The organism is Pseudoalteromonas piscicida, from assembly GCF_002208135.1.
Taxonomy (GTDB): Bacteria; Pseudomonadota; Gammaproteobacteria; order Enterobacterales; family Alteromonadaceae; genus Pseudoalteromonas; species Pseudoalteromonas piscicida_A.
Map to the genome: position 1 here is coordinate 2051430 of NZ_CP021646.1, position 20566 is coordinate 2071995.

Here is a 20566-nt window from a genome sequence, read left to right on the forward strand (position 1 = left end):
ATTATGAATCATTGGTTTACCGACTTTTATGCAACCATTGCGAAAACCCCGCTGAGCCATTGGCTAGAAACGTTGCCTGCGCAGCTTAGCCATTGGCAAAAAGAAGCCCAACATGGCGACTGGCCGAAATGGGAAAAAGTCATTAAAAATCTACCTGAGATCTCAACCACGCATGTTGATATAAAAACCAAGGTTGAGATAGGTACTGGCGAAGACGTCAATGAAGGTCATCAAAAGCAGTTGACGCATTTACTAAAACGCATGATGCCATGGCGTAAGGGGCCATTTCATTTACATGGCGTCCATATTGATACTGAGTGGCGCAGCGACTGGAAATGGGACCGTCTGCTCCCCCATATTAGCGATCTTCATGGCCGTAATGTATTGGATATCGGCTGTGGCTCTGGTTATCACTTGTGGCGTATGCGCGGTGAAGGCGCTGAGATTGTTGTTGGTATTGATCCTTCCGATCTGTTTTTGTGCCAATTCCAAACAATTAAACACTTTAACCCCGATCCAAACGTGCATTTACTACCCTTAGGGGTAGAGCAACTTCCTGAGTTAAAAGCATTTGATACTGTGTTTTCAATGGGCGTGCTATATCACCGTCGTTCACCAATCGACTTTTTAGCACAGCTAAAGTCTCAGCTCAGAAAAGGTGGCGAATTAGTGCTAGAAACACTCGTGATTGAGGGCGATGTAAATACCGTATTGGTGCCGACCGATCGCTACGCCAAGATGCGCAACGTATGGTTTATTCCAAGCTGCGACGCATTAACATTGTGGCTTGAGCGCGTGGGCTTTAAAGATATCAAGGTGGTAAACAAAGACGTCACGTCGTTAGACGAACAGCGCCAAACCCCTTGGATGGAAACAGAGTCGCTTGCTGATTTCTTAGATCCAAATGACACTAGCAAAACCATTGAAGGCTACCCTGCTCCGCTCCGTGCTATATTTATCGCAAAAGCGTAATATTTTGTTAAATAAATCACGCTTAATGAAGGCTTGGACTGTTAAATCCAAGCCTAGTACCACTGCTAATGTTGACAAGCAGCACTACAGTCAATAATTGTAGGAGCAACTGTACCGCAGCACCCCCATGGCTATATGTGAAGCACTCAGGTTCATTTGATAACCCACCAGCAATGGCGGGGGTTTGAGCATATGGAATTGCCAGTTTATCTTTAGATAGCGTTTTAATTTTCTTTTTATTGAGTTTTAAGTGCATTGTCAGCTCCTTTAGTTAGACATTTGTACACCTCTACAATGACACAAAAAAAACAAAAAAAACACAATTTAATTACACTTAATTTACACGCCACTATAAGTCCGTCAATATGATTTATTTACCATATAAAGTAAATGTGTAGTAACCTCATGCTCATACTTAAGTCAAAAGTTCGCTATAAATCGCGCTAAAAAAAGGAGCTCAATTAGCTCCTTTTCAGTATGTACAGCTAATAGGGCATTAACCCAATAGTTCACCTAACTGCTTGCTTACCGCATCAACAGCTTGTGTACCATCAAGTTTGTGATATTGCGTGTTACCAGCATCCGCTTCCGCACTGTAGTAGTCTACGAGAGGTTTAGTTTGCTCATGGTAAATCGCTAGGCGTTTACGTACTGTCTCTTCAGTGTCGTCATCACGAATGATTAGGTCTTCACCCGTTACGTCATCTTTGCCTTCTACTTTTGGCGGGTTGTAAACGATGTGGTAAACACGACCAGAACCTGGGTGTACACGACGACCGCTCATACGCTCAACGATGATCTCATCTGCCACGTCAAATTCGATAACATGGTCAACTTTGATGCCATTTTCTTTCATTGCATCTGCTTGTGGAATTGTGCGTGGGAAGCCATCAAGCAAGAAGCCATTTGCACAATCTTCTTTTGCGATGCGCTCTTTTACCAAGCCAATAATGATTTCATCAGATACTAGTTGACCTGCATCCATGACCTTTTTCGCTTCAAGACCCAACGGAGTCCCTTCTTTGATAGCAGCACGTAACATGTCGCCTGTCGAGATCTGAGGGATCCCATATTTGTCCATTAGAAATTGAGCTTGAGTACCTTTACCTGCACCCGGCGCGCCTAGCAAGATGATGCGCATAATTGAATCCTCGTTTGGAGTTATTGGTGTTTGTGTGGTGAATTTTTCCATATACGGTGCCGATCCTCAAGGAACTTATACTAATTGATAAGGAAGAATGGCAATTTTTCCGTCAAAAACAAAAAAGCTCCGCGATCTGCAGAGCTTTTGGTCAGAAATTAATCCTGATTATAAAAATGCACCTAGTGCTTTAACTTGGTCTAGCATGCGGCAAGAGAAGCCCCATTCGTTATCATACCAAGCCATCACTTTTACCAGCTTTCCATCTACTTTGGTTTGTGTAGAGTCAAACACTGAGGAAGCCGGATTGTGGTTGAAATCGATAGAAACCAAAGGTAATTCATTGTACTCAAGGATTGCACTCATCGCGCCCTCAGCAGCCGCTTTGATTGCTGCATTCACTTCTTCTTTTGAAGTGTCACGCTTAGCGACAAACGTTAAATCAACCAGTGATACGTTGATGGTTGGCACACGAACCGCCATACCATCTAGTTTGCCAGCAAGTTCAGGAAGCACTAAGCCAACCGCCTTTGCCGCGCCCGTTTTCGTCGGGATCATAGACTGAGTGGCACTACGCGCGCGATATAAATCAGGGTGGTAAACGTCTGATAGATTCTGATCGTTGGTGTAGGCATGAATGGTTGTCATGCTACCTTGCTCAATACCAATAGTATCATTCAATACTTTTGCAATAGGCGCAAGACAGTTTGTGGTACAAGATGCGTTAGAGATAATGGTTGATTCAGCACTTAGCACTTCGCTGTTAACGCCATGAACAACCGTTGCATCCATATCTGTGCCCGGCGCAGATACAATCACTTTTTTCGCACCGGCTTCAATGTGTTTAGCCGCAGCTTCACGAGAAGTGAACAACCCAGTACATTCAAGCACGATATCAACGTTTAGCGCCTTCCAAGGAAGATTTGCAGGGTCACGCTCTTGCGTTAGCGTGATTTCGTCACCACCGATAACGAGAGTGTTGTCGTTAAGAACAACCTGCTCTTGAAAGCGACCATGTACAGAGTCAAATTGAGTCAAATGTGCGTTTACGTTTGCAGGTGCGAGATCGTTGATGGCAACGACTTTGATGTCTTTATTCTGACCTGACTCGTACAGTGCACGAAGTACGTTACGACCGATACGTCCATAGCCATTAATTGCGATATTAATCATGATAACTGTCCCCTAATCTATTTTACTTCACTTGCTTGTTTCGCAAGCGCTTCAATGGCTTGCCAGTCTTTGTTTGCGATAAGTGCTTTATCAAGCATCCAAGTACCGCCCACACATACCACATTGTCGAGTGCAAGATACTTAGGTGCAGTTGCCAACGAAATACCACCCGTTGGACAAAATTTTACTTGTGGAATTGGTCCGCCAATGGATTTAAGCATTGGTGCACCACCTGCAGCTTCAGCAGGGAAAAACTTTAAGAATTCAAAACCATGACTTGCAAGCTTCATCACTTCGCTTGGCGTTGCAGCACCTGGAAGAAATGGAATACTTGACGACTTTGCCAGTTCCAATAATTCGTCATTGACACCTGGACTTACCATGAAGTCAGCGCCGGCTTCTACAGAGGCATTAAAGGTTGCCTTATCCACTACCGTACCAGTACCAACATAGGCATCTGGTAAAGCCGCTTTAATGTCTTTTACCGCTTGCGCTGCCACTGGTGTACGAAGTGTCACTTCAAGTGCTTTTAAGCCACCATTAAACAATGCCGTAGCAAGCGGCACCGCGTCTTCTAGGTTATCAATAACGATAACCGGAACCACTGGTGCTGCTGACAATATCTCTTTAATACTCATGCTCACCCTCATTCCCACTGTTATTATTCTTCGATGCCAAATGAGCATGCACCTTGATCTGCACTGCTCACTACGTGTCTAAATCCTGAGAATAGCTCTCGACCTGTACCAAATGTTTGTGATTGCGGTGAAAGCTGTAATTCGCGCTGTGCCATTTCTTCATCAGAGACGTGTAGCACTAATTCGCCTTTTGGTGCATTTAAGGTGATCAAATCACCTTCGTGCACTTTTGCAATTGCGCCACCTTCAACCGCTTCCGGTGCAAGGTGGATCGCCGCAGGTACTTTACCCGACGCCCCAGACATACGACCATCAGTCACAATCGCCACTTTAAAACCTTGGTCTTGTAATGTAGCCATGACAGGTGTCAGTTTATGTAACTCAGGCATACCCTTCGCTTTAGGGCCTTGCTCTTTAATCACGGCAATAAAGTCTTGATTAAGCTTGCCAGCAGTAAAGGCTTCTTGTAATTCGCTTTGAGAGCTAAATACTTTCGCCGGTGCAGTCACCGTTTGATGCTGCTCTTGTACCGCAGACACTTTAATCACCGCTTTACCCAAATTACCATTAAGTAATTGCAAGCCGCCTTGCTTGTTAAATGGATTTGCTACTGGGCGAAGTACTTCTTCATCCAGTGAATTCTCAGGTACTGGTACCCACTTCACTTTGGCAGGGCCTTGGTTATCGCTGATGATCACATTGCTGTTGATATCCAGTAGTGGTTCCATCGTGTAAGCATCAAGCCCTTCACCCACAATCGTTTTTACGTCATTGTGTAAGAAGCCACCATCTCTTAATTCACGCATTAAGAAGCCCATACCACCAGCCGCTTGGAAGTGGTTTACGTCGGCATGACCATTTGGATAAATACGCGTTAACAACGGCACTACTTCAGACAAATCCGCCATGTCTTTCCACGTGATTTGAACGCCAGCCGCTTTTGCCATTGCGACTAAGTGAATGGCATGGTTAGTAGAACCACCAGTAGACAGCAGACCGACCAAGCCATTGATCACGGTTTTTTCACTCACGATATCCGCAAGTGCATTGCCGCTTTTACCATCAAGTAGCTGAGTTAGCATGGTCTCAACCGCACTCGCCGTTAAGCCATCTCTTAATTCTGTGTATGGATTGATAAACGAGCTACCCGGTAAATGAAGACCCATGATCTCCATTAACATCTGGTTCGAGTTCGCCGTACCGTAGAAAGTACAAGTACCCGCACTGTGGTATGAAGCACTCTCGGCTTCCAGTAACTCTTCACGGCTGACTAAGCCTTGTGCAAACTTTTGACGAATACGTGCCTTTTCTTTGTTCGGGATCCCTGATTGCATTGGACCTGCTGGTAAAAAGAAAATGGGCAAATGGCCAAAAGACAAAGCACCAATTAATAGTCCAGGGACGATTTTGTCACATACGCCAAGACAGAAAACCCCATCGAAGACATCGTGTGATAATGCCACCGCTGTTGACATGGCAATGACGTCACGAGAGAACAACGACAGTTCCATGCCATCGCGGCCTTGGGTAACCCCGTCACACATAGCGGGTACACCACCCGCTACTTGCGCAGTCGCATCAAATTTATTTGCCACTGCTTTAATTAAATCTGGATATTCTTTATAAGGTTCGTGCGCAGACAACATGTCATTGTACGAGTTGATAATTGCTAAGTTCGGTTGCTCGTCTTCTTTTAGGCGAGCCTTATCACTGCTTGAGCAAGCAGCCATTACGTGTGCTAGGTTTCCACAGCCCAGTCCCGCTCGTACGCGCGTTTGTTTTTTTGCTTGTTGGATTCGAGCTAAATAGGCTTGACGTGTTGCTTTGCTTCGCTCAATGACGCGTTCGGTGACTTCCTGAATTCGTGGATGCAACATATTACTGACTCTCTAGTGTTAGAGGAAAAAGGCTCTGCACGATTACCAGCATTCGTGGTAATCCTTGTACAGAGCTGCTTTGATTTACCCGTTCAAAGGTACGCTATCAGGTTGTCTCTCACCCCAACCTGACACCGGTGTCACTATATTTACGCATAAAGCTGACACCGGTGTCAACCCTTCTTACAAATTTAGTCTAACTTTTTAAAATGACCAAATTACAACCATCGAAAATAAAAAGCCCAACGGCTAAGCGTTGGGCTTTGGGGCAAGTATAAAAATTGAAAAAATTATGAGTTCGAGCGTGCTTGCGTCGACTCTCGAGTGATGAGTTTAGCTTCTAAAACTTGCTGAAACGGTGCTTCTTGCGGCGAAGATATATGCTTAATCAACTCTTCTACCGCTATCCGAGTCATTTCTTCCACGGGCTGTGCTATCGTCGTCAAACCCGGCCAAATATGTCTTGCGATAGGTGCGTTATCAAATCCTGCAATAGATAACTGCTCGGGCACTTTGATCTCTCGCTGTGTAGCGAGTTTTAGCACTGCCGCAGCCATGTAGTCATTTGATGCAAACACAGCCGTTGGTCTTGGCGCTAAATCCAATATGGCTTTTGCACTGTCAGCACCTGAGTGATAACTAAAGTTACCTTCTGCAACTAGCCGCTCTCGATATTCAATACCATGCTTTGCTAGTGCTTTTTGATAGCCAGAGAAACGATTTTCCGTGGCACTGTGATCTGGGTGCCCTTTAATAAAGGCAATTTCGGTATGACCTAAATTGATCAAGTGCTCTGTCAACTCAAATGCGCCCTGCTCGTCATTACTACGAATTGAAATCGAATCATCGCCTTCAATGGCAGAGGCAACGCGTGCATAGGGAATACTACGCTGCTTTAAAAAAGCAATAAGCTCTTTGGAGTCTGAAAAAGGTGGAGTAAGCACAATCCCGTCAAGTCTCGATGTGGTAAGCAGCTGCTCAACATTATCGATAAGATCTTGGCCGCGCAGTTCACAAGGGTGTATCAATAAATTGTAACTATGTTTCTGACACGCTTCCAGCGCACCACTTTGCACTCGCGTGATATAGCTTTTTGATGGATTGTCGTATAAACAGCCAATGATAAAGCTACGATTTTGTGCCAAACCGCGTGCAATAGGGTTAGGCTTATAATTCAGCTCTTCAAAGACCTTCAGCACTTTTTCCCGCGTTGCAGGACTGACATTTGGCTCGTTATTTAATACCCGAGATACTGTCTTTTTAGACACTCCGGCATATTCGGCAACGCTGTTAATAGTTACTTTTTTCATCGATTTTCCCTTAAGCCCGGCGTCGCTCATGAATACATGCTGCTGCACCAATCAGTGGGATATTATCTTGTACCACCAAAGTAACTGGAATTTGGCTCGTGTACTGTGACATCATGCCTTTTTCGGTAAAGCGCTCAACAAAACTACTTGCTTGTAATCGCGCTTTCATCCGCGGCAAGATCCCACCACCAATATAAACACCACCTAAGGCACCAAAAGTCAGTGCTAAATCGCCAGCCACACTACCCATCCAGTCACAGAAGTGACTCAATGTTGCATCGCACACTTTACATTCTTTCGCAAGCGCACTGATCTGCGCCGCATTAAGATCTTTTGCTTGCTCACCACGCACTTCTGCCATGGCTTTGTAGAGTCTCGCAATACCCGGGCCTGAAAACACCGTCTCGACTGAGACATGTTGAATACTCGCGCGCAGTACCGTTAACAGCTCTTTGTCTAAGGCGGTAACCGGTGCAAGCGAGATATGTCCTGCTTCACAGCTCATCACCGCGCTGCCATTAATATCTCTAGCAAGACAAGCCGCACCAAATCCAGTACCAGGACCCATTACACCGATATTTGCGCCTAGCTCAGGCTGACCTTGCTTAATCACTAGGTTTTTCTCTAGTGCTAAGTAGGGCGCCGCATAGGCAAAGGCAGCAAAGTCGTTGATCACGGCAAGTTCGGTAAAATCGAACTGGGCTTTGATGTCTTCGGAATTAAAATGCCAACCTAAATTAGTTAAATGAACTTGCTGAGATTTGATAGGACCGGCAACCGCGAGACAGGCTCGGCTTGGCTGCGCCACAGGTAGCTCAGTTAAATATTTTTGGATAGCGGATTCAAAAGACTGGAATTCAGCACTAGGAAAAGTGGCTTGATGCGTAATTACAAAATGGTTAGTTCGCGTATCAAAATCTGACACGATTGCAAATCTGGCGTTTGTTCCCCCGATGTCGGCAACGACAATCGGCTCAAACGGCACGGATGAATGGCTTGTTGTCTGGCTCATATTATTATCTCTTTATCACTGCGATTATGCTTGGGCTAACATCAGGGCTGCCAGCACACGTCCTGCAATTTACTGTCTCAACTCGCCAAAATTTGCACGCCTTGGCTTTTGCTCTTACCTGTTATTCTGTTAATTTGGTAAAAAATGCTGCCCTTGGCATAGGGCAGCCAAATACGTTTTGACAACAAAATGATAAAACATCGACATTATGACACCGGTGTCAGACTGTATCAATAAAAATTTGCAAATTCGGTGAAATTGGTTGAAAAAAAAATTGAATGGCTGACAATGTCACTGTCTTAAGCGTTGAGAAGAACATGAAAGGTAAAGCAACTTCATTTGATATCGCCCATTATGCTGGCGTTTCGCAATCTACGGTGTCGCGCGCCCTAAGAAATAGCTCTTTGGTTAACGAGGAAACTCGTCGTCGCGTTCATGAGATTGCTAAAAAGCTTAACTATAAGGTCGATAAAAACGCAAGTAACCTGCGCACTCAGCAAAGTAGTACATTGGCTTTGCTGTTATTTGAAGATCCCACAGGAGACGAGTCGCAAATTAATCCTTTCTTTTTGAGTATGCTTGGCAGTATTACCCGGGCGTGCGCAAAAGAAGGCTATGACCTTTTAGTATCGTTCCAATCGACGAGCAGTGATTGGCATGCCGATTATGAGGATAGCCATCGTGCTGATGGTTTAATTTTACTAGGCTATGGTGATTACATCGATTACCAGTCAAAGTTACAAACTCTACTCGACAACCACACAAAGTTTGTTTGTTGGGGGGCAACGGTTGATAACCGTCCAGACTTAACGGTGAGCTGCGATAATTACGGTGGTGGTGTGTTGGCTGCAAAGCATTTAATCGACATGGTCAGAACAGATTGTGCGTTTATTGGCGATGCTTCGGATCACAGCCCGGAGTTTTTTGCGCGTTTTAAAGGCTTTAGAGACACCCTTAAAACAAAAGGTATTGAAATGAGCGACCGTAAGATGGCAAACGCTATTTCCACAGAAGACTCAGGGTATCACGCGACTCGCTCCTTAATCGCCAACAATGTTAAATTTAACGCGCTTTTCGCAGCTAGCGATCTCATTGCTATTGGCGCGATTAAGGCGCTTCAAGAAGCGGGTGTTCGCGTGCCTCATGATGTCCATGTCGTTGGCTTTGATAACATTGCCGCAGCGGGTTATGTTTCTCCCTCTTTAACTACTGTGCAGCAAAACACCACATTGGCAGGACAAATGCTGGTCGATAACCTGCTTACGCTTATCCGAGGTGAAGCGGTAGCCTCTACCCTATTGCCGCCTAAACTTATTGTTAGACAATCTTCACGATAGCTAGATCATCGGCCAAATTAAGCGCTACCCTTTGGGTGCTCTGAGTACGCTTTGTTCATTGTTGCTCAACTTTTGCTTAGATTACCAGGCGGCAAGTCGAGCGCCGCGACCAAAACACACTTTGGGGAACAAAAATCAAGCAGTAAGGGTCAACAGGCGCTAGGCTTATTATTTCAGTTTACTTTCTACGATTGGGTAGTGATCCCAAACCTGCTTTTCATTAAGAGAGCGCACTAACTTGACATACTCAGCGTGTGTCCAAGCTAAAGGCGTCGCCGAATTGGTTCCTTCGCCAAGTTTATAGCCAAAGGTATTTTTACCCACACCATCCCATACTTGCTCAGGTAACATCATGCCTTCATTAGCAAAGTGTTCCATTCCCTTAACATAAGTATTTTGTATTTTGCTCTGCTCATCAGCACTTAATTCACCATCGAGCAGCGCCAGTGCAATATCATAATGACCACGCTCACCGGTAAAGAACGGCCATACTCGACCACGTTGACCATCGGTATTATTACCATTTACGGCATAATTGATTCCACGCTTCTCATCTTCACCATAGCCGTCGTTACCGTAACGGCGGTAACCTGGATAACTATTTACATCGCCATCAAATTTAAAGCTATATTTTACTCTTAAATTTTCAGCTATCGACTCATCATCGTATTCAGGCATGGTAGCCACAATGCTTGGGGCGTCCGCACCTCTGACACCATAACGCACGAGTTCTAAGAAACCACCGTCGATGATCTGCTTCTTATCCATCCCGTTTCGGCCATTATTGGCATTTAAGGTCGTACTGGAATTAGGATCTTCGTCTTGTCCAATACGGAAGAAATATTGACCGTCACTGTGTTTGCTTTGCAGACTACCTTTTGTTGTGAACATGAAAGACTCAACATCTCGATTGTAATGCTGCGCCGCCGCGAGGAATTTCTCTTGTCCCGCTTTATCACCGGCCAATTTCGCAATGTCGCTCGCCGTCACGAGGCCTGCAATGATTGCCGCTGTAGTCGATGGTGAATAACCATTTTGCTCTTCCCAACGCTCTTGTTGTGTCGCAGGCGGCGTGATTTGAGTGTCGTTCCATAAAATTTTAGCCAGCCCCCCTTCAACTAAGAAGTTAGCAGCAGGCTTTAACATCTTGTTGTACCAATAAACCAGTTTATCATCGCTTAGCACACCTGCTTGCCAGAGTTTCCATGCCAGCATGATTGGCATTGCCGTTTGGTCAAGCTGCACTCCAACCCATTCAAGCTCGCCATCAACATGCGTTTTCTGCAGGAACCAGCCTGTATCCCCATGGTTGCCCGGTGTTTTATCAGTCACTTGCACTTTTTCTAGATACTCAAAAGCAGTGAGTGCCGTTTGCGTATCTCCCATCGCCAAAAATGCCATCGCTACTTGATAAAAATCACGCACCCATACCGCCTTATAACCGGTTTGGCCTCGCTCTGCTGGCACCGTATCACCCCATGGGTTTGACAACGATGCTATCAAGGCACCTGCATGGGTTTTATCTTCTTGCGCCTTAAGTACAAGCGCACTAGTGTAAAGTAATTTACCGTTGTCCGCGGTATTTGCCGTCATGGATTTTAGTGGTGCTAAACTTTCGATATAATCTTGCCAGCCCGTCGCTCCCCCTTGACCATTATAATCTGCCAGTACCTTATCGTAACCTTTGGCTAATGTGGCTGCCCCCTCAGCAAAGCTTTGCTGCTGAGAGTGGCCAAAACTCAAGGCTAGGTCGAACGTGCTACTACCGTTTACCTGTCCTAAGCTTGCCAGCCAGTTAACGTTACCACTCTCTTTGCCTGTAGACGCATAAGCTTGGGCTATATGTCCTGTAGACTCAAGTGCCGCTAAATTATCACTGGTGCCAGTAAAACCAACAGATACTTCATCAAAGCCGGTTTTGCTCTGTAAAGAGAGATAGTTCTTACCTTCCCATGCTAACAAACCTTGCTCTGTCACTTTCGCAAAATCGTTTAAGCCATTGTTATTCACGTATGGATTAACGTTCACAAAAGCCTGAACGCCTGTGAGATCACTGTCTACTTTTGCTCTAACAAACAAAGTCTGTCCATCAGGGTCGGTAAAAATATGCTTTTCAAGGGTAAAGCGACCTTGTTTGTCCTTGCTTGCAATTTTGTAAGCCAGCGATAAAGGTCGTCCACTAGCATCTTTATAAAGATAGTCAATGGTGATATCTAACGCGTCGGTATCGGATTCCTTCACCGCAAAACCATCACCCACAATGATAAATTGCATGTCTTTGATCTGCGCTTGGTGGATAAGCCCAAACATGGTCTCTGTGATCATCCCTTTTGCAACAGAAAACCATACCTTTGAAACCGCTTTAGTCGCCGTAGAATCGCTGTATTTTCCGTCTTCGTAGGCTTCGTACGATGTACCTATCCCCGCTTTTCCAGAGTATGACCAATAAGGTTTAACACCAGGTGCACCTGGTGCCGTCAGGGTTTCATTGACAGATTGCTGTGATCCGCAACCCATGAGACCAGCACTTACTAAGGCAAGTGCGATTGTTGATAGTTTAATCATCTCGTTCTCCTTATTGAGCCTTTATCGTGACTCTTGAAACAGCTAATGCAGCGAGTAAAAATGACACGCCTCCGATGATGAGTGCGAATATCGGTTGGTTATCAAAACCATGACGCAGAATTAGACCTAGAATACTGGCGGCGAGTAATTGTGGGATCACGATAAAAAAGTTAAAGATCCCCATAAATACGCCCATTTTGTTGCTTGGCAAGGCGTTACTTAGCATCGCGTAAGGTAATGACAAAATAGATGCCCAAGCAAAGCCAATACCCACCATTGGCAACCAGAGTAATGTTGGGTCACCGATAAATTTGAAGCTAATTAAAGACACTGCGCCAAAAAACAAGTTAGCTGCATGTGCCCCTTTGAGACCAATGTGCTTAACCATGAGTGGGATCACCATCGCAGCAATAGCAGCAAAGCCATTGTAAGCTGCAAATAACACCCCGACCCAATCGGCACCGTCGTTATAAAGCTTGCTCGTTACGTCTGACGTACCATAGTGATGGCTCGTCACCGCTGAGGTGGTGTAGATCCACATGGCAAATAGCGAAAACCAGCTAAAAAATTGCACCACAGCAAGCTGCTGCATGGTCTTTGGCATCGTAAACAAGTCAAAAATAACATCATAAAACCCATTACTTACGCGCTGTTTTTGCTGCATCACATGCGCAATGACAAATACAATTGCAAAAGCGATGAGCAGCCCACTAAGCAAATAAAGCTCTTTTTCAAGGCCAAGAAGTGCAACGGCAAACAACACAATAACGCCAATAAATCCGCTCACCGCACTGCCTTTTAAAAAGTTCACTGGTAAGTCTGACAGTATTGCGCTTTGCGTATTCGTTTGCGCTTGTTCAAAGGCTGCAAGTTGCTCAGGGCTATATTCTTTCGTCTTTAGAATCGTCCACAATACGGAGGTAAACAAGATAGCTCCCCCCCAGAAAAATGCGTATTTTACCGAGTCAGGGATTTGTCCTGCAGGAGCTGTGTTACTCACCTCAAACCAATTGGTCATCATCCAAGGCAGCGCAGACGCGACCACGGCACCGACACCAATGAAAAAGCTCTGCATCGCATAACCTGTAGCACGTTGCTTTTCATTCAGATTATCACCTACTAATGCTCTAAACGGCTCCATCGTGACGTTGATCGACGCATCCATGATCCACAGCATACCCGCCGCAATCCAAAGCGTTGGAGAATTGGGCATAATGAAAAGCGATAGCGTGGTGAGAATAGCCCCCCACAAGAAAAATGGTCTTCTACGCCCAAGTTTTCCCCATGTTCTATCACTCCAGTAGCCGATAATTGGCTGCACGATTAAACCCGTTAAGGGCGCTGCAACCCATAATATAGGGATGTCATCGACCTTGGCACCGAGGGTTTGAAAAATACGACTCACATTGCCGTTTTGTAGTGCAAAACCAAATTGGATCCCAAGAAACCCAAAGCACATATTCCATATCTGCCAAAAACTGAGTTGTGGTTTTTGTTGTTCTTGTTGCATAGGTTACTTCTCTAATTGATAAACCACGCTGGCAAGCGGTGCTAGCGTAATCGTTGCGTTGGCGTGCTTGCCATCAGTTGTTGGTTGTAATTGTAAAGTCGGGTGTGACTCTAAAATATCGTTATAAACACCATGCCACTCTTTAGGCAGATTTACGGTGACTATTTGTTCTTGTTCTGCATTAAAGTTGCTCACGACCAACAACTTTTGTTGACCTAATTTACGGCCAAATGCCATGACTGCTTCAGCATTGCTTGGCATCTCAGCACTCAGGGCGACTTGCTGGTATTCACCAGCCGCAATCGCCGGCTGCTTTGCAAGATTGAGTAATTTGACGTAGTAATTACGAAGCGCCTTTTGCTCATCCGAAAGTAGCGCGCCATCAAATTTTCCGTCATTCATCCATTTTTGATGTTCGGGTACGCCAATATAATCAAAAATACTGGTTCTGCTTGGACTACCGAACCCCGCCTGCTCGGAGCCGTCTTCGCCTAGAGCTTGTCCAAAATAGATCATCGAAGGCGCGGTGCTTATTAGGTGACTGACCACCATAGCGGGCTTACCTTTTAGCGGATCGCCTACAAATTCAGGGCTTGCGATACGCTGCTCATCATGATTTTCTAAAAAGTGCAACATATGTGGCGCAATATCGGCTACCGATTGATGAATATCCAACACCGTTTGGGCACTACCTTTACCTTGCATTAACGTCTTCAACGTGTCGTAAAAGCCCACTTTGTCATAGAGGTAATCCATCTTCCCCTGTTTGATATATGGGCGATATAAAGCAGGGTTATAGACTTCTGCAAGCAGAAAAGCGTCAGGATTTTTTGTTTTAATCGACGAGTTTAGGAAGCTCCAAAACTCGACTGGCACCATTTCCGCCATATCGTAACGGAAACCGTCTACGCCCTTTTCTAGCCAAAAGTGGGCAATGGCTTGAAATTTGTACCAACTATCTGGCAGTTGCTTGTGTTGCCAAAATTCAAAGTGCGCACGGTGATCTTGCTGAGCATAATCGTCAGGCAAGCGGTCGAAATCGTAGCGACCGTCAGGCCTGACACCGTAATTCACTTTGACGGTTTCATACCAATCATTAATTTCAGGCTTTGCCGTACGAGCACCGTTACCGGTCCACTTTGCTGGATTTTCTGCAAATTTGCCATCCGCCAATGGATGAGATTCACCACCTAATACCTGATAGCTTTCACTCGTTGGTACTGTAAACTCCTCACCAACCACATAATAAAAATTATTGTCCCGAGCATATGCAACTTGCGTGTCGTCATTGGTGCCAAAATCGACAGTTCCTTTAGGCGCACCGAGTGACTCATAGTTACGAGCGACATGGTTTGGCACAATATCAATGATCACTTTTAAGCCTGCGTCATGTGTGCGTTTGATTAAGGCTTCAAATTCAGCCAGTCGCGCAGAAGGATCATTCGCAAGATCAGGGTTAACGTTGTAGTAATCTTTTATTGCATAGGGTGAACCGGCCCTACCTTTTACAACATCTGGATCATCTTGGCTAATGCCATATTTACTATAATCTGTCACTAATGCGTGATGGAGCACACCGGTATACCAAACATGGGTCACACCCATCGCCTTGATTTGTTGTAATGCAGTAGGAGTAAAATCAGAAAACTTGCCTACGCCATTTTCCTCTACTGTCCCCCAAGGTTTGTTCACGGTTTTAGTATTGCCAAATAGCCTTGTGAAGACTTGATAAACAACGGGCTTACTCACAGGTGCTACTTCCGATTGCAACGTCATTTGTTCAGTTTTTTTATCAACTGGTTTGGGGCCACAGCCGCTTAAACTTACTGCACCACCCAAAATTGCTAACACAGCCAATAGTAAAGATTTATTTTTCATAGTGTTGTCATAATGCTGTTTTAAAAGAGTCTACTTGCGTAAACAAACGTACTGAACCCATTACATACGTATTCAGAGAAACCCTTTATTAGATTTTATATAACTATTAATACCAAGTTACTTGTGAACATTTGCCGCAAAGCTTTCTAGCTCCATTCGGTGATCTCTGAAATTCAATCCACATCGTCTAATGAAGTCATTTACTTTTTCGATGCTATGTTGGTTTGCTAGGGCATTGCCTGACTTAAGCTGAGCTTGGTCTGGATAGATACCATAACCTGCTAGTAAACAATGCCAGCTGACTGAAGGGTAATATTGCTCAACGTTTTGGCGAACTAATTCATCTGATAAGTTATTACCAGAGACCCAAGTCTGTAAAATCTGATAGAGCGACCGCGATAGGTTGTTATTGTGGGCATTATCAAGCCAGTAGTTGGTGTCAGTGCGACTATTCACGCGATAATGGGCGACGATATAGTCTCGAATAGCCTGATACCGTTCGCTCAAAGCGCGGTTGTGCTTATCTCTGTCAGCATCGGTAAAATCCGCATTTTGGTAGCATTCAATGAAACTTTGAACGGTTTCTTGGACTATATGCAAAGCGGTTGCTTCTAATGGCTCTATGAAGCCCTGAGATAAACCAATCGCTATGCAGTTTTTACTCCAATGCGCTTTAACTTGCCCTACTTTCATTTTTATATGTCGAGCTTCTACTTCTGAGTCCAACAAACCCAAAGCAGCCCTTAGTTCGGTTTCGGCTTGATCCGCATCGCAGTAACGCTGACTATAAACATAACCATTACCGATACGGTTCGTTAGTGGAATGTGCCAAGACCACCCAAATTGACGCGCAACAGATTGTGTTTCGGAGCGAATAGTGTCAAGTTGCTTGGTAGGTATAACGACCGCAGCGTCGTTAAATAAATTGGACTCGAATGACTCAAAACCCACACCCAAAGTGTGTTGTAGGAGTAAACTTTTGAAGCCCGAGCAATCAATAAAGATATCACCAGAGATTTCCGTACCATCCGACCTTATCAGTGCCGCAATATCACCATCAACGTGTTTTCGAACGTCGGTAATTGTGGCATCAATGTGTTTTACATTAAACTCAGCCGCTTTACGAGCCAACAACTGGCCAAGCAAAGCTGAGTCAAAGTGATAACCATAATTAATTTCGAATGGGAAGCTTTCTGCAGCAATGGGGGATTTGTTTAAATCAGCCAAGTGAGTCGCTAAAAAAAAGTGGTCTGGGTGGCCCTCTACGTCAATCGCCTTACGACGAACAAAGCTGTTATGAAAAAAAGCTGGTGCACTGTAGTCATCAGGTTGTGCAGGAAATGGGTGAAAATAGCGAGAAAACCCAGGTTTTGTCGACCAATCTATAAACCGAATGCCATTTTTATAGGTCGCATTACAAGCCGGCATCCACTCGGCTTCCGAGATACCTAAATAGTCCATAAATCCTTTGAACTGCGGAGTAGACCCTTCACCAACACCAATAGTCCCGATGCTAGAAGATTCAACCACAGTGATTTCTATCGCTTTATCTGCCCAGCTTTTTGCCATCATATTTGCGGCCATCCAACCTGCCGTTCCACCACCTAAAATCACTATTTTCTGACTTTTCATCGCCTTAGCACCTTAACTCTATTAAAAATCACGTATTGAAAGTCAAACAAACATATCAATTTAGATAATTGATGGTAACCACTCATTACAGTGTGAGCGATTATAAAAAAGCCACCAAAGCAGGTGTTACTTTGGTGGCCATGGATGCTTGCGACTAATTAGAAGCTATAGTTGAACCCTAAATAATACTGGCGACCAAACTCTTTGTACTCACCAGTGGCAAGTGCAGTACCATAATTAGTGGTATTTGGCTCATCAGTTAGGTTATTAACCTGTAAGACGGCTTCCAAACCATTCTCAAAGTTGTACGATGCCTGCCAATCAACCACAGTATATTCATCAGCCCAAGCTAGAGAAGAGCCACCTGGTGAAGCCCCTTCATATACATACTCATCACGGTAACGGATATTCAGGTGTGTTGTGAACGAGTCTATGTTCCAAAATACCGTCGCACTCCAAACATTTTTTGATAGACCAGGGAGTGGCAATTGCTGATCAGGGAAGTTACCACCGCCATCTACCGTTGTTTCACTCTCGGTATATGAATAGTTAGCGTTAAAACCTAAGCCTGAAAAGACGCCCGGTAAATTATCAAACATCGTGGTATAGGCAAGCTCGATACCTCTAATGTATCCACCTTGATCATTATTCTGAGTCGTTTGGTATTGACCTGCAACGAATCCATCAGGAACCTCTAGGCCAATATCAGCCCAGTCAACCTCACCTTCTTGATAAGTAATACTCTCAATCAAAGATTCAATATCTTTCCAGAATATAGCAGCAACAAAAGCACCACCATCTTCAAAGTAACGCTCATAAGATAAATCAATTTGAGTCGCTCTAAACGGGTCTAAATTTGGGTTACCTTTTGACCACACATTATAACGAGGACTAGTACCATCATTTGCGGTATCAGCCCAAGACCCTGCGCCACCTCTAAGCTGGTAGACTGGTGGACGGCCAATAACTTCTGCAGCTGCAAACCTAATTTGGTCCGTGTCACTTACTCTGAAGTTAAGGTTTAATGAAGGCAATGTGTCCGTATACTCAGGGCCGTAATTAACATGGCGATAATCGGTTCTTTCAACGCCATTGTCATCGATGATTGAGTCACCAACTTCATCGCCTTGGATCTGTTGAATGCCTATTGATTTCGTATCAGTTCTTACTACTCGAACGCCAAAATTACCCGTCACTGGTATGTCGGCAATTTCGGTATCTATATTTGCCATAATATAACCGGCTAATACTTCTTCTCGAACAGCTCCACTTTCAATGAGCGTCCAATTGTGACCCAAGTTTGTTGTGCCTCATAATTGCCCGGACCAAATACTTCGTTAGCGATACCTTCAAGGTCTAGTTCCAAGTATTGGAAACCTCGAGTATCTCTAACCGAAACATATCCCGTCAAATCGTGAGGAATACACGGGTGATTCTGATCATTAAATTCACAGCCTTTGTTCGTGACGATAGTGCCATCCGGTAACTGATAACCATTTTGACCTTCGCGTGCGCCCCATCTAAATGTTGAGCGTTGATCCGTAAATTCACGGTCAGACCAACGCGCACCAACTTCAATCGAAGAAATAAAGCTGTTCTCAATAAAATATTTAAAATCAACTTTAACGCTATCTAACTCGTCTGTGTACTTGTGCGGGAATTGTTCCCAATCACCCAGTCGCATATTAGATAGGTCGGTATACCCATTGCCAAGTGTTAACAGTGGTGAGTCCTTCTCTCTTTGTTCAAAAGAAAACGTTTGATTCCTTAATTCTTGCCAAGTGTTAACTAATGTTCCATCTTCCAGTGTAGAAGTACCGTATTCGTATGCATGCATTGAAGCAATCATATCTCTACGCGTTTTTTCCCCTTCACTATGAGCCCAGTCGAACTTTAATTCCCACGAATCTGTCGTGTATTGCAAGTTTAAGCCAAAGCTGTCGGTGGTTGAATCAGTTGACTGGTCTTCAGAGCGCATCTCAACCCATGGGCCGTTTGGATCCGTAATAGTGACATCCCCAGCGACTAAAAAACCATCTCTAACAACTGCATTGTCAATCGTATACAGGGTATTAATATCTTTTGAGAACCCCTCAATATTTAAGCCACTCTTTTTATCTTCTGATTCAAACTTAGAATGGAAATAATCGAATTGCACTTTGAACGCGTCTGTTGGCTGATATACCAAGGTGCTTAACAGGCCAAGTCTTTCATCGCTGCCTTTGGCTGAGCGATATTGAAAGCCATTGACTGAGCGCTCTTCAGTACCATCCCCATCAAAATCTTGAGCGCGTGTAGGAGCATGCGCTGAGATATCAATTGCATTATTTGGTTGGTTTAGATACGCCCCACCAATAGCAAAACCAAGCGTATCATTTAGGAATTTACCTCGGTATGAAAAACTAATGCGCTCACCCGTTGAATCCGCGCCCACATCTGACGCAGCATCATTGTAGGAATATCTTACCGAAGAATTAAAATTATGTTCTTTTTCGGCATCGAGAGGGTTTGCTGTTTTAAGTTCAACCGTAGCTGCAACACCGCCTTCAATCAGTGATGCTTTTGGTGATTTATACACTGCGGCTTGATTAATTAATTCTGACGGGTATTGGTCGAATGAAATCCAGCGACTGCCTGCAGTATATCCACTGGTACTCGCTTGTTCACGTCCGTTTAATGTGGTTTGAATAAAGTCGCCGTTCATCCCGCGAATATTAAGTTGCGAAGATTGCCCACTTGCTCTTACCGCGGTGATCCCAGGTAGACGGCTTAACGAGTCAGCAATTGACACGTCAGGTAAGGAAGCTAAGTCTCCAGCATCAACTACTTCTGCAATGGTGTCGCTAAATCTTTTTTTATCGATTGAGGCGATGATACTGCGCGAGATACCTCGAACTTCGATCACCTCAACGTTATTTTCTTCATTATTAGCAGTGTTATCTTCAACAGGAGCAGCATGGCTCACACCTGCAGCAATCAGCGCAAGCGTTAGCATACTCGGTTTGAACTTAGACATAATGTTTTATCCCAATTAACCATATTTTATTGTGCAATTTGTTCATCAGGCGTGCAATTTGATGAAAAAAACAAACGGGCACAGTTGTTGTCAGTCAAATACTAGCGGCTGATTAAATTTGTAAACAACTTTATGCATACGTATTCAAAGCTAGCGCATTTCAAGAAAATTTACAGGCTCTTTACAGGGACAAAACTCAAGCTTTTGATAAATATATATTTCTTTTTGGTAAGGCTAAAAGACCGACAACAATTATTTATCTGCTTTAATTTCACTAAATCTTAACTTTCAAGGGCTATTATTGTCGACTGAGCATCAAAATATCCTCAACATGCCACCACTAGTCATACCCAAGTTAAATTGGTCTTACCAAAAGTTTACTCTCAAAAGCTTTATTTGTCTGATTATTCCTTTTAAAGATCAATATTGGTAAATTTATTTTATAAAGTAAAATTATGTAAATGACTTATCATAAATTTACCCAACAAAACCTGCATACGTATGC

16 protein-coding genes are annotated in these 20566 nt (G+C 44.3%); 3 read left to right on the forward strand and 13 right to left on the reverse strand.

Going from position 1 to position 20566, the window contains the following annotated elements:
- Window positions 1-3: 3 nt before the first annotated feature.
- The gene (cmoB, locus tag B1L02_RS09630) at window positions 4-972 is read left to right on the forward strand and encodes a tRNA 5-methoxyuridine(34)/uridine 5-oxyacetic acid(34) synthase CmoB (RefSeq protein WP_088530860.1); all 969 of its coding nucleotides are present in this window, start codon (window positions 4-6) and stop codon (window positions 970-972) included.
- Window positions 973-994: 22 nt separating this feature from the next.
- On the opposite strand, the gene B1L02_RS09635 is transcribed toward cmoB, so the two are convergent.
- From B1L02_RS09635 to glk, 7 genes are all read right to left on the reverse strand, one after another.
- A complete protein-coding gene (locus B1L02_RS09635) occupies window positions 995-1228 on the reverse strand; it encodes a hypothetical protein (RefSeq protein ID WP_088530861.1) in 234 nt (77 codons plus the stop codon).
- Window positions 1229-1468: 240 nt separating this feature from the next.
- The gene (gene adk / locus B1L02_RS09640; protein ID WP_010378026.1) at window positions 1469-2113 is read right to left on the reverse strand and encodes an adenylate kinase; all 645 of its coding nucleotides are present in this window, start codon (window positions 2111-2113) and stop codon (window positions 1469-1471) included.
- Between the two features lie 168 nt (window positions 2114-2281).
- The gene (gene gap / locus B1L02_RS09645) at window positions 2282-3286 is read right to left on the reverse strand and encodes a type I glyceraldehyde-3-phosphate dehydrogenase (RefSeq protein ID WP_088530862.1); all 1005 of its coding nucleotides are present in this window, start codon (window positions 3284-3286) and stop codon (window positions 2282-2284) included.
- Window positions 3287-3303: 17 nt separating this feature from the next.
- Complete coding sequence (locus B1L02_RS09650; protein ID WP_010378022.1) at window positions 3304-3924, reverse strand: bifunctional 4-hydroxy-2-oxoglutarate aldolase/2-dehydro-3-deoxy-phosphogluconate aldolase; 621 nt, start codon at window positions 3922-3924, stop codon at window positions 3304-3306.
- A gap of 23 nt (window positions 3925-3947) precedes the next feature.
- Window positions 3948-5801 carry a phosphogluconate dehydratase gene (gene edd / locus B1L02_RS09655; protein WP_017219245.1) on the reverse strand — a complete coding sequence of 618 codons (1854 nt, stop codon included), beginning with the start codon at window positions 5799-5801 and terminating at the stop codon, window positions 3948-3950.
- Window positions 5802-6091: 290 nt separating this feature from the next.
- Window positions 6092-7111 carry a LacI family DNA-binding transcriptional regulator gene (locus B1L02_RS09660; protein ID WP_088530863.1) on the reverse strand — a complete coding sequence of 340 codons (1020 nt, stop codon included), beginning with the start codon at window positions 7109-7111 and terminating at the stop codon, window positions 6092-6094.
- A gap of 10 nt (window positions 7112-7121) precedes the next feature.
- Window positions 7122-8123, reverse strand: a complete 1002-nt coding sequence (gene glk / locus B1L02_RS09665) for a glucokinase (RefSeq protein WP_039495541.1) — start codon at window positions 8121-8123, stop codon at window positions 7122-7124.
- A gap of 317 nt (window positions 8124-8440) precedes the next feature.
- Between glk and B1L02_RS09670 the strand changes: the two genes are divergently transcribed.
- Together B1L02_RS09670 and B1L02_RS24405 are read left to right on the forward strand one after the other, a co-directional pair.
- Window positions 8441-9460 (forward strand): LacI family DNA-binding transcriptional regulator, encoded by a 1020-nt coding sequence (locus B1L02_RS09670; RefSeq protein WP_088530864.1) that lies wholly within the window; start codon window positions 8441-8443, stop codon window positions 9458-9460.
- A 51-nt stretch (window positions 9461-9511) separates the two neighbouring features.
- A complete protein-coding gene (locus B1L02_RS24405; RefSeq protein WP_088530865.1) occupies window positions 9512-9697 on the forward strand; it encodes a hypothetical protein in 186 nt (61 codons plus the stop codon).
- Here the strand turns inward: B1L02_RS24405 and B1L02_RS09680 are convergent.
- From B1L02_RS09680 to B1L02_RS24415, 6 genes are all read right to left on the reverse strand, one after another.
- Window positions 9629-12025, reverse strand: a complete 2397-nt coding sequence (locus tag B1L02_RS09680; protein WP_088530866.1) for a glycoside hydrolase family 15 protein — start codon at window positions 12023-12025, stop codon at window positions 9629-9631. The two genes, B1L02_RS24405 and B1L02_RS09680, sit on opposite strands and share 69 nt — an antisense overlap.
- Window positions 12026-12035: 10 nt before the next feature.
- Window positions 12036-13535: an MFS transporter gene (locus tag B1L02_RS09685; protein ID WP_088530867.1), complete on the reverse strand. Its 1500-nt coding sequence runs from the start codon at window positions 13533-13535 to the stop codon at window positions 12036-12038.
- A 3-nt stretch (window positions 13536-13538) separates the two neighbouring features.
- On the reverse strand, window positions 13539-15413 hold the full coding sequence (locus tag B1L02_RS09690; protein ID WP_088530868.1) for an alpha-amylase family glycosyl hydrolase: 1875 nt from the start codon (window positions 15411-15413) through the stop codon (window positions 13539-13541).
- Window positions 15414-15530: 117 nt separating this feature from the next.
- Complete coding sequence (locus B1L02_RS09695; protein WP_088530869.1) at window positions 15531-17045, reverse strand: tryptophan halogenase family protein; 1515 nt, start codon at window positions 17043-17045, stop codon at window positions 15531-15533.
- Window positions 17046-17203: 158 nt separating this feature from the next.
- Window positions 17204-18343, reverse strand: a complete 1140-nt coding sequence (locus tag B1L02_RS24410; RefSeq protein WP_232003058.1) for a TonB-dependent receptor domain-containing protein — start codon at window positions 18341-18343, stop codon at window positions 17204-17206.
- Entirely contained in the window at window positions 18289-20061 is a 1773-nt protein-coding gene (locus B1L02_RS24415) for a TonB-dependent receptor plug domain-containing protein (RefSeq protein WP_232003059.1), read from the reverse strand. Before B1L02_RS24415 ends, B1L02_RS24410 begins: the two co-directional genes overlap by 55 nt.
- Window positions 20062-20566 lie beyond the last annotated feature (505 nt).

What these genes read in the sequence shown, in the direction of transcription:
- cmoB (WP_088530860.1), top strand. Translation starts at nt 4, where the DNA reads ATGAATCATTGGTTTACCGACTTTTATGCAACCATTGCGAAAACCCCG.
- B1L02_RS09635 (WP_088530861.1), bottom strand. Translation starts at nt 1,228, where the DNA reads ATGCACTTAAAACTCAATAAAAAGAAAATTAAAACGCTATCTAAAGAT.
- adk (WP_010378026.1), bottom strand. Translation starts at nt 2,113, where the DNA reads ATGCGCATCATCTTGCTAGGCGCGCCGGGTGCAGGTAAAGGTACTCAA.
- gap (WP_088530862.1), bottom strand. Translation starts at nt 3,286, where the DNA reads ATGATTAATATCGCAATTAATGGCTATGGACGTATCGGTCGTAACGTA.
- B1L02_RS09650 (WP_010378022.1), bottom strand. Translation starts at nt 3,924, where the DNA reads ATGAGTATTAAAGAGATATTGTCAGCAGCACCAGTGGTTCCGGTTATC.
- edd (WP_017219245.1), bottom strand. Translation starts at nt 5,801, where the DNA reads ATGTTGCATCCACGAATTCAGGAAGTCACCGAACGCGTCATTGAGCGA.
- B1L02_RS09660 (WP_088530863.1), bottom strand. Translation starts at nt 7,111, where the DNA reads ATGAAAAAAGTAACTATTAACAGCGTTGCCGAATATGCCGGAGTGTCT.
- glk (WP_039495541.1), bottom strand. Translation starts at nt 8,123, where the DNA reads ATGAGCCAGACAACAAGCCATTCATCCGTGCCGTTTGAGCCGATTGTC.
- B1L02_RS09670 (WP_088530864.1), top strand. Translation starts at nt 8,441, where the DNA reads ATGAAAGGTAAAGCAACTTCATTTGATATCGCCCATTATGCTGGCGTT.
- B1L02_RS09680 (WP_088530866.1), bottom strand. Translation starts at nt 12,025, where the DNA reads ATGATTAAACTATCAACAATCGCACTTGCCTTAGTAAGTGCTGGTCTC.
- B1L02_RS09685 (WP_088530867.1), bottom strand. Translation starts at nt 13,535, where the DNA reads ATGCAACAAGAACAACAAAAACCACAACTCAGTTTTTGGCAGATATGG.
- B1L02_RS09690 (WP_088530868.1), bottom strand. Translation starts at nt 15,413, where the DNA reads ATGAAAAATAAATCTTTACTATTGGCTGTGTTAGCAATTTTGGGTGGT.
- B1L02_RS09695 (WP_088530869.1), bottom strand. Translation starts at nt 17,045, where the DNA reads ATGAAAAGTCAGAAAATAGTGATTTTAGGTGGTGGAACGGCAGGTTGG.
- B1L02_RS24415 (WP_232003059.1), bottom strand. Translation starts at nt 20,061, where the DNA reads ATGTCTAAGTTCAAACCGAGTATGCTAACGCTTGCGCTGATTGCTGCA.